Genomic DNA, 9,073 nt, shown 5'->3' on the forward strand with positions numbered 1-9,073 from the left:
ACAAAAACCCCGGCTGCCTAATGCAGCCGGGGTTTACTTCACCACAATAAAAGCTGTTATTTATATAATTTAAATTCGTTTACCTGCAGTGCGGCATCGCCAAAATTCGAGTTAATTACCCATCTGTATTTGGTAAAGAGCTTGGGATTGGCAATGCCATAAAAAAATAATTGCTTATACTTTTGTGTATCATTAGTGGCGCCTAACGCGGTCATCTGATCATAGAAATTCTTGGTCATAGCCCTTGTGTCCAGGATCTCCCAGGTTACGCCATCGTTTGACCCCTGTACGGTCCAGGTTTTAGGATCCCGGGGTGGGTTGTCGTTTGAACTACCTATGCAATAGGTCTTCACTAATTGCGCTTCACTGAAATTTACAGTTATTATAAGTGGATATGTAAATAGCCTGCCGTCTTTACCACCCATGGTATATTTGGTTAATATATTACCATCCATCAGCATGGTAGAGTTTTCGCCCGGCGCATAAAAATTATCGGCCGATACGGTATAGCTGCTCCGCCCCGGGGTAATGTCCTGCAGCAGCCCTTCGGTAGTAGCGTTATTACGGCTTACACTTACGGTCGAGCCATTAGTTGTAGTAATAGTTGCGGTAACAGTATTAAATGATCCGGGCACATAAGTGTAAACCGGATTTAATGATGTGCTGGTAACAGCGGGCGTAACATCACTAAATGTCCATAAAACAGACTTAAATTCTGCTTTGCTAACCAGGCCAAATTTAACCTGGTTAAGTACGCCTGTTTTTTCAAGGGTGATCCGCACCACGCTATCCGGGATAATATTAATATCATACAGTCTTCTTGATGTATTACCGGTTGATGAAATGGTCCGCATATCTACCTGGTATTTTCCCGAAGTAGCAAAGATGTGCGTTGGGTTGTCTTCGGTGCTTAGGGTATCGTCGCCAAAGCGCCACTCTACTTTTTTATATTTTGCCCCTACGCTTTTAAAAGTAAACTTAAAAGGATCGTTGGGATAGGTTACCAGGTCAAACTCTGATAATGGGTTAATTATTACCGGGTCGGGAAGGACCTGATCGACATTCTGTTTCCGGCAGGAAACCAGGCAAAACAATAACGCCGTAGCCATTACTAACTGTTTTGTTGTGATGATTTTACTGAATGATGTTTTCATAAATTGTTTTTTTGTTTGTCATAATTGGTTAATTGATGCTATTGGCTGGGGAGGCCAAATAGTTGATGGCATAAGCCATAGTATATATTGGTTAATCAGGGCAATACAATTCCTGTCAGCGTTGTTAAGTGCTGTTTACCCGCCGCCTTGTTTTGCCGGCCGGTCTTTAAAAATTATACAGGAGTTTATCGGTTGCTACGGGGTGGGGCCTACCCGTGTTTTCTCTTCATTCTCTTTTTATTATCAGTATGCTTAATTAGGTTTTAGGGTAATTGGTTAAGCTATATTACCGGTTTTTAAAAGATTTACTGCAGACAAGGCGGTAAAAATTTGTGCAAACGCAACCGCAATCGATGCCGAAGCTTGTAACTACACTCACAAAAAACAAAAAAGGCCCGGGAAATCAATCCCGGGGCCTCCCCAATTAACATAAATATAACTTTACCGTTAAGCTGCTAAATTACCATTCAGATCAATATCGATATCAAATTGTTCAACCCGCAATGTATCCAGTTTTACACCGTAAAGTGCCGGGATTTCCTGCGCCAGTTGCGAGTTCCAAAACAGGTCTCTTGTTTCTGTACTATCAAATATATATATACCCCCTTTGGCACCGGTGGTTTCTTCTGCTATATAATATTTCTCTAACAGGCCGGGTACGTTTTTAAAAACATCCAGATGTTGCTTAAAAAGATTAACTATTTCTTCAGAACCATAAGTTGAATTAAATTTTACAGATAATACCGCTTTTGCTTTTTTCATTGTTATTTATTTTTAGTGAGGCACAAAAATGCCAACTGCAGTGCTGTTAAATAGCAGAGGTATTCCCTATTTTATAATTAGTATTCCCTATTTTATTATCTCTAACCGCACAGCTTCGGTTACCGCTTTTGCGCGCGACTTCGCGTCCAGTTTAAACAGGATGGATGAAATATGATGATCAACCGTTTTAGCGGATATAAAAAGCTGTTCGGCAATTTCCTTATTTTGCAGGCCATCCTTTAGTAAAAACAAAATATCCAACTCTCTGCGCGTTAAGTTAGCCGGGTTTTCAAGGGTGCTTTTTCGCATCCCGCGCGGGATGTTTTTAATACCCGAGGTTCGCATATCTGCTCTCATTTTTTCATATACCCGATTAGCCCCAAGGCCATGAATTATATTGATAGCCATTTTTTTGTCGGCAATGCCCCCGTCAAATAATTTAATTGCATGTGCATAACGGCACCCTGATTGTTCTGATGGCGCTGCACATTTAACCTTTGCTGCTGTATTGTATATTTTATAGTCATCATAAAACACTTTTGCCTGGTAATTATTTTTTTGAACTTTTGTTACCCAAAAATCAAACTCTTGTTTATAATGTTCTGCGTCTGTATCAGTTAATAAATTTAATGCGCTTTCAAGCATTTCCTTTTTCACCACCCGCTCGCCGGTTAACCATTCGTACTCTAACAAGGCCGCCAATACCGGGATGATCCTTTGCAGTTCCATTGCTTCAAATGCCCGGTCGCTGGCGTCAAGTAATAAGGGTAATGCGTCGGCCTCGCCCCTGCGCATTTTAATGGTAGCTATTACTGTAACCGCCGGGATGATAACAATTGATGTATAACTTTTATTTGCCAGGAGTTTATCCGCAATTGCATATGCCTGCTCCCAATTGCCTGTTTCAAGTAGCAGCCGGGCTTTACAAGTTAACATATATGCCGCCCATGAGTCGAGGTCCCTCTCCATACAATATTGAATCCCTTCTTCACTTGCTTTTTCTGCAAATTCATAATCCTTCAGTATAATACTGTTACTTATAAGATTTATATAAGCCCTGGCCGCGTGTTCGTGATACGATTTTTTCAAGGCTATCTCCAGGCTTGTCATCAACAGGTCGATGCCTTGTTGTTTGGATGCCGGCACTTTTAAGTATGCACTGCCTACATTATTTAAAGCATGGCTAAGCGTTTCATCATCCTTCAGTTCTTTAGCCAGTGTTATAGCTTTTTCGCCCCAAAAAATGCTAAGCGCATTTTGGTCTGAAAGCATTTTTAATTGCGACATGTTGCTAAATGCCATTGCTGTTGCTTTTGAAGAACTATGCTCGCCCAACGCTTTTATGGCCCGGTAGGCGTAATGCTCTGATTGCTTATGATTACCCTCAAACCACCATAGCCTTGATAAAAACCGGAAACTATTCCCCATTTGCTCTTTATCGTCTTGTTCCTGCCGTATGGCCAGTAGCTTTTCCTGGTAAGTGATGGCTTCTTTTAACTGATTTGTTAAATAGCATTCATAGGCGTAACATTCGTAAAGTTTGGCTAACACGCCTTTATCATCACCACTGTAGGAGCTAATTGCCATATAATATAACCTTGCCGACTCAATATGCGCACCTAAAGCCGCAGCCTGCCCGGCCGCTAAGGGGGCATACTTAATTACAAGCTGGTGCTCATTGGCATTTTTTGCATGGTGGATAATCCGTTCAATCTCCTGGTTCTTTTCAAAATCTCCCAAAAACAGGTCAAGTATTTTTTTATTAAGTGCGACTCTTAACACGGGCGATAGCGAAGCTTCAATAGTTCGCCGGTACAGTTCATGTTTAAAAAATATCACCCCATTGTCCAGCACTATTATTTTAGCCAACAGGCAGCCTTCAATAACGGTTTCATATTTCGCTTCCATTCTTTCAAGATAGGCGATCTCAAAACCAGCAGGAATAACAGACAGGGCGCTCCATACACTTTTTATTTTATCATCAAGCGTATTGTATAATGCCAATATCGAGTCTTTAATATTTTCGGGGATCCCGGGGCTATAGCTTGCCAGGATCTCATTTACATAAAACGGATTACCGCCTGATATACTGTAAACGTCCTCACCACTATAACCTTTTTCGGTAGCTAATGCTTCAACGGCTTGTCTTGACAGGGGCAGTAGCTGCAAAGTTGTAAATGAGTCTGGCGGTAATTGGCCAAATACATTTCTTAGTGGGTGTTGTGCATTAACTTCGTTATCCCGGTAGGAAATAATAAACAGGCAGCGGATCTGGGCAATACGCCTGGCAAAAAACTTTATAAAGTCAAGTGTCGCCTCATCTGCCCAGTGTATATCTTCAAAAATCACCAGTGTTGGTTTATCCTGATTGCGCAACTCGTTAAAAAGCTTAGAAAACATTTTAACCCTATCTACAGCCTGATCATCATTCGGCCACAGATCATTATTGATTTGCCCGATTATATCATACAACGGCGCCAGTGGCCGTGGGGTAAAAAGCGAGTCGCACGTGCCCTGGTATATATCACAATCGTTTCTCTTCTGTTTGGAAAAAGCCTTTATTAATGATGTTTTACCAATTCCGGCTTCGCCTGATAATAAAACGCAGTGTCCTTCGCCTTCAACAACTTTTTCAAAACTTGCCTCTAACGAGGCTAAGAATTTATTTCTTTCAATTAGTTCCATTCAATATTTATAAAACAAGTATCAGCTATTATAAAATAGGGAAAACCTCTTATATGCTGTAATTAATTAGGTGGTTCCTTTGTAGCGGAATTCCAGACTATTATTTTTTTAAACAACTCAAATCATGAAAACTCACTTTTTAATAACTGCTCTTATTGCAGTCACTTCTGCTTCTTATCAATCACATGCCCAGGCAAATAAGGTCAACTGGCATAAAAACACGCCCCATCAAAAAAACACCACGAACTTTTATATGGATATACATCATTTTGGACCCGGAAAGGTTAGTTATGAAGATGTTGCACAGGCACATGAAAAAGATCTTGCAGTTCAAAAAAAACATGGCGTTAAGTTTATAAACTTCTGGTTAAATGAAAAAGATGGCACTGTATATTGCCTTTCAAGCGCGAAAAATTCACGTTCGGTTGTAGATACGCACTCCGAAGCACACGGGTTGCTTCCCGACGAGATATTTTTAGTAAAAGGCAGCCTGCCCCGTACCATAACAGAGGGTAAACTTTTTATGGATATCCATCACCTGGGAACCCGGGTTAAGGTCAATGATGTTGAAAAAGCGCATCAGAAGGACCTGGCATCGCAAACAAAGTTTGGTGCAAATTTTTTGAACTACTGGGTGAATGAAAAAACCGGCACCATATTTTGCTTATCGCAATCACCAGACTCATCAGCCATTATTAATACGCATAAAGCAGCCCATGGCTTAATACCCGCTAAGATAGAGGAGGTTAAACAAGGCGTCAGGAAAACACCTACAGCCTATCTTAACAACCACCCCCTTTATTTTTTAGCGCATTATTTGATCGTATCAGACGGCGGTCCGCTGTACCAAAGTTTGGGTAACTTAATTAACTAATTTTTAATGTTCGTATTTTGAAGATCTTAATTTATACTATAGTGGTTTATACTATGGCGGCCCTTTTGCTGGCACTAACAGCCTTATTATCAGGTTGCAAAAAAGCTAAACCGATATGCCAGCCAGCTATAGTTTTAACCGATTCACTTTCAAATGTTACCGCCACCAGCGCAATTACAAATAATAGTATTACCAATTGTTGTTATGAGCCGGTGATTGAAAGCGGCATATATTATGCTACTCATACAAACCCCACAAAAGCAGATTTTGTAGTTAAAAGCAATACATACGGCGCAACCTTTTCAGTTAATATGAAAAATTTGCTGCCCAATACTACTTATTATTTAAGAGCGTATGCAGTTACCAAAGCAGGCGCAGCTATTGGTAACGAGGTGGGGTTTATTACGGCAGCACCACACCTTTTTACTGATATTGACGGCAATGAATATAGTTACGTCACCATAGGGCACCAGATTTGGATGACCGGCAACCTGCGGGTTACGCATTATAGAAATGGCGACCCTATAGTAAATGGAACTACAGGAATGTTGTGGGGGATAGCAACAAACCCGGGAGCATATGCGTTTGCAAATGGCACCCCTACAAACGATGCCGCTTTCGGAAAGTACTACAATGTTCAGGCCGTAAATGACCCGCGTAAAATAGCGCCTGCCGGTTGGCATATCCCATCTGACGAAGAATGGAAAACATTAGAAATAAACCAGGGCATGTCGCGCGAAGAAGCTGATGATATTGATCAGCATTTTCTGAGGGGTAATATCGCACAGAAATTGATGCAGGGTGGTTCGTCCGGGTTAAACTTACAACTGGCAGGCTATCGCAGCCTGGGAAATGAGTACGAGCTATTTGGAGAAGCCGGAACTTATTGGACCTCGACCCAGGTTAATTTAAATACGAACTGGGTACGTGCCGTAAATTTTTCTGACGATAACTCTGTGATCAGAACGTCACGAACCAACATAGGGTTGACAGTAAGATGCGTTAAAGATTAGGCCCTTTTAGTAAAAACCCGGCTGCTTTCGCATGCCGGGTTTACCAAACTAAAAAAATGCGAAACCTGCAGTAAAATCTGTGCAATCGGTACCGCTTTATGCATTGATACCGTAGATAAACTAAAATTACCTTAACTTAGTTTTATAAACCGGGCCAGGCCATAAAGCTATATCATGAAAAAACTGCTGCCATTACTGCTTATGCTGATAAATGTTTGCTCGTTACGCGCGCAAAAAGCTTCAGATCCTCAATCGCTTTCAATAATTCCTTACCCGGTAAGTGTTAGTACGTCAAATTCAAAGTTTGTTATAACCAAAAACACCGTTATACGCATTGACGCTAATAATCCCGAACTCCGCCAGATAGCGCAAACAATGGCAGTAGCGCTTAAAAGCCTGGTCAATGGCCCGGTTGCTATTGGCATAAATAATGGCAGCAAAGCCCCTCACAGTATAGTTTTAACACTAAATCATACAGCTGACACTTTGGGTGATGAAGGCTATAAACTATCCGTAAATTCCAGAGGTATAGTTATCAGCGCCAATAAGCCGCAGGGTATATTTTATGGGCTGCAAACTTTTAAACAGTTACTGCCTGTTAAGGCTACGGTCTCAACAGTTACCATTCCCCCTGCCGATATTATTGATAAACCCCGCTTTAAATGGCGCGGATTGATGCTGGATGTTGGCCGCTATTTCTACTCGGTTGATTTTATTAAGAAGTACCTGGACTATATGGCCATGTATAAACTAAACACCTTTCACTGGCACCTGACTGAGGATCATGGCTGGCGCATAGAAATAAAGAAATATCCAAAGCTTACCCAAGTTGGCGCCTGGCGCGCCGGCACACAGTTCGACCGGGCCGCTAACCAGGTAGATAATAACCCGCATGGCGGCTATTATACGCAGGACCAGGTGCGCGAAATTGTAGCCTACGCCAAAGACCGCTATATTACCGTTGTACCTGAGATCGAGATGCCGGGGCATTCGTTAGCCGCATTGGTTGCTTACCCCGAGCTTTCATGTACCGGCGGGCCATTTAAAATGCCGGTGCTGTGGGGTATTCAGAAAGATGTTTATTGCCCGGGTAATGAACAAACCTTTACATTTTTGCAGGATGTGTTAACCGAGGTGGCGGCGCTCTTCCCCGGCCCCATTATTCATATCGGGGGCGATGAATGCCCTAAGGACAGGTGGAAGCTTTGCCCCAAATGCCAGGCACGCATAAAGGCCGAAGGCTTGAAGGACGAGCACGAGCTGCAAAGCTATTTTATTAAGCGGATTGAGAACTTCCTGCTCACCAAGAACAAACGCATCATAGGCTGGGACGAGATATTAGAAGGCGGACTGGCGCCTAACGCGGCGGTCATGTCATGGCGCGGGATAGCCGGCGGCATTGCCGCTGCCAAACAGCACCACGATGTAACCATGACCCCAAGCAACTTTATGTACTTTGACTATTACCAGGGCGAGCCTTATAACGAACCCGTTGCTATAGGCGGTTTGCTGACATTAGAGAAGGTCTACTCATACGAACCCGTGCCTGCCGAGTTAACCGTCGATGAAGCCGTATATATTAAAGGTGTACAAGCCAATGTATGGTCGGAGTTTATACACTCGGCCGAGAAGGTGGAGTATATGACACTGCCCCGCGCCGCCGCCATGGCCGAAGTAGCCTGGACACCCACCCGCATCAAGAACTGGGAGGGCTTTAAAGACCGTATGGAAGCGCAATACCAACGTTATGACGCTATGGGTATCCACTATTCAAAAAGCGCTTACAACGTTTGGCAAACCGTAACCAACGCGGCAAACCAACGCGCAACCATTACCCTGACCACCAACAGCGCAAAGCCCGAGATACATTATACCACCGACAGCACCGAGCCCACCTTAACCTCGCCGGTTTATAAAACGGCTTTTGATGTAAGCACACCGGCGATCATCAAATCGGCTACTTTTAAAGGCGGGAGGCAGGTGAGCAAGGTAAGCGTAACATCCGTTAATCCGGAGCATGCGGTGTTTGAGGGGAAGTGATGGTGTGCCAGGTACCGGTGGTACAGGTGAAACACTTAATCTGCTTATTTATAGCACTTTAATTTTTGGTGTGATACATCTTATTCGTCAGGGAATTTAAGTATAATTTTTATCTATAAGGTTGATAATTAATTGATTGCAATATGGGTGATTTTTGTGGGGTGATACAGGTTTTCAGCACACTTTAACCTTATCTTTTGGAGTAACGATCGACCGGTTAATTTACAGTAAGCGTAATTATCAATAAAGCTAAAACCACTATTGGTTTGCTTAAATAGCTTAATCATTGGCATATAGGCTATAACAAAAATGCAATTAAACGCCCTAAATTGCATTACCAATTATTATTAGCCCTAAAAGGCAACCCTTAACTATTACGGTAATGAAACGAATATTAACTCTATTAGCTTTATTTGCTTTATTTGCAACTACAGCATCAGCACAGAAAAAATTAACCCGCGATGAGCGTATGAAATGGTGGCGCGAAGCCCGTTTTGGTATGTTTATCCATTGGGGCGATTACGCGCAATGGGCCGGTTTATATA

General features: G+C 42.4%; 7 protein-coding genes. 4 read left to right on the forward strand and 3 right to left on the reverse strand.

Annotated features, from left to right (window positions below):
* Positions 1–56: 56 nt before the first annotated feature.
* The 3 genes from ABIB50_RS09345 to ABIB50_RS09355 all read right to left on the reverse strand — a co-directional run bounded on the left by ABIB50_RS09345 (position 57) and on the right by ABIB50_RS09355 (position 4,601).
* Positions 57–1,154 carry a PKD domain-containing protein gene (locus ABIB50_RS09345; protein WP_429379225.1) on the reverse strand — a complete coding sequence of 366 codons (1,098 nt, stop codon included), beginning with the start codon at positions 1,152–1,154 and terminating at the stop codon, positions 57–59.
* Between the two features lie 447 nt (positions 1,155–1,601).
* On the reverse strand, positions 1,602–1,916 hold the full coding sequence (locus tag ABIB50_RS09350) for a YdhR family protein (protein ID WP_429379227.1): 315 nt from the start codon (positions 1,914–1,916) through the stop codon (positions 1,602–1,604).
* 87 nt (positions 1,917–2,003) lie between these two features.
* Positions 2,004–4,601, reverse strand: coding sequence for a helix-turn-helix transcriptional regulator (locus ABIB50_RS09355; protein ID WP_429379229.1), 2,598 nt, complete (start codon positions 4,599–4,601; stop codon positions 2,004–2,006).
* Between the two features lie 124 nt (positions 4,602–4,725).
* Between ABIB50_RS09355 and ABIB50_RS09360 the strand changes: the two genes are divergently transcribed.
* From ABIB50_RS09360 to ABIB50_RS09375, 4 genes are all read left to right on the forward strand, one after another.
* Positions 4,726–5,475, forward strand: a complete 750-nt coding sequence (locus ABIB50_RS09360; protein ID WP_429379231.1) for a DUF4242 domain-containing protein — start codon at positions 4,726–4,728, stop codon at positions 5,473–5,475.
* Between the two features lie 17 nt (positions 5,476–5,492).
* Positions 5,493–6,488, forward strand: coding sequence for a fibrobacter succinogenes major paralogous domain-containing protein (locus ABIB50_RS09365; RefSeq protein WP_429379233.1), 996 nt, complete (start codon positions 5,493–5,495; stop codon positions 6,486–6,488).
* 174 nt (positions 6,489–6,662) lie between these two features.
* Positions 6,663–8,528 (forward strand): beta-N-acetylhexosaminidase, encoded by a 1,866-nt coding sequence (locus ABIB50_RS09370; protein WP_429379235.1) that lies wholly within the window; start codon positions 6,663–6,665, stop codon positions 8,526–8,528.
* A 382-nt stretch (positions 8,529–8,910) separates the two neighbouring features.
* The coding region (locus ABIB50_RS09375) for an alpha-L-fucosidase (protein WP_429379253.1) at positions 8,911–9,073 on the forward strand (163 nt) is incomplete at its 3' end.

It is taken from the genome of Mucilaginibacter sp. UYCu711, assembly GCF_050433825.1.
Lineage (GTDB): Bacteria > Bacteroidota > Bacteroidia > Sphingobacteriales > Sphingobacteriaceae > Mucilaginibacter.